Below are 600 nucleotides of genomic sequence, written 5' to 3'. Positions count from 1 at the left end.
TATAGTACCCTTTTTAGGGTATTTTTTCTCATGATATGCTCACAGTGAACTTTTTTGCAGAAGAGCAAATTACAGAAAAAAGAGACAGGAAACTACTCCCTGTCTCTCTTCTTAGTTTTCTCAATCATGAAAATTCGTACCGTCAGTTGTTGCTTTAATAATGCCCGCGCGGATGACAAAGTCACCGAAATGCTCGCCTTCCTCGCGTTCTTTCGCATAGCGGGAAAGAAGGATGCGCAGCTCGCTTAAAATGTCTGCTTCACCGATGTTTTCACGGTACATTTTGCTTAAACGGCTTCCGTCAAACGCAGCGCCAAGATACATATTATATTTGCCCGGCGCCTTTCCGATAAATCCGATCTCACCGAGTGCATGACGTGCACAGCCGTTCGGGCATCCTGTCATGCGAATGGTGATTTCCTGATCACGAAGGCCGTTTTCGTCAATAATCTCTTCAATCTTATCTAACAGGGTCGGCAAATAACGTTCTGCTTCAGCCATTGCCAATCCGCAGGTCGGAAGAGCGACGCACGCCATCGAGCTGCGGCGAAGCGCTGAATAGTGCTTGCCGTCAGTTAGTCCGTATTGTTCAATTAAAGC

At 46.5% G+C, this 600-nt stretch carries 1 pseudogene; it reads right to left on the bottom strand.

Annotation, left to right across the window (positions count from 1 at the left end):
- Nucleotides 1-120: 120 nt before the first annotated feature.
- A pseudogene (locus ACWHAR_RS29510) lies at nucleotides 121-600 on the bottom strand (sulfite reductase); the annotation flags it as partial.

It is taken from the genome of Bacillus sp. LR--39, from assembly GCF_053613335.1.
Note: the sequence above shows the minus strand (reverse complement) of the source record. Positions and strands in the feature narration are given on the sequence as shown.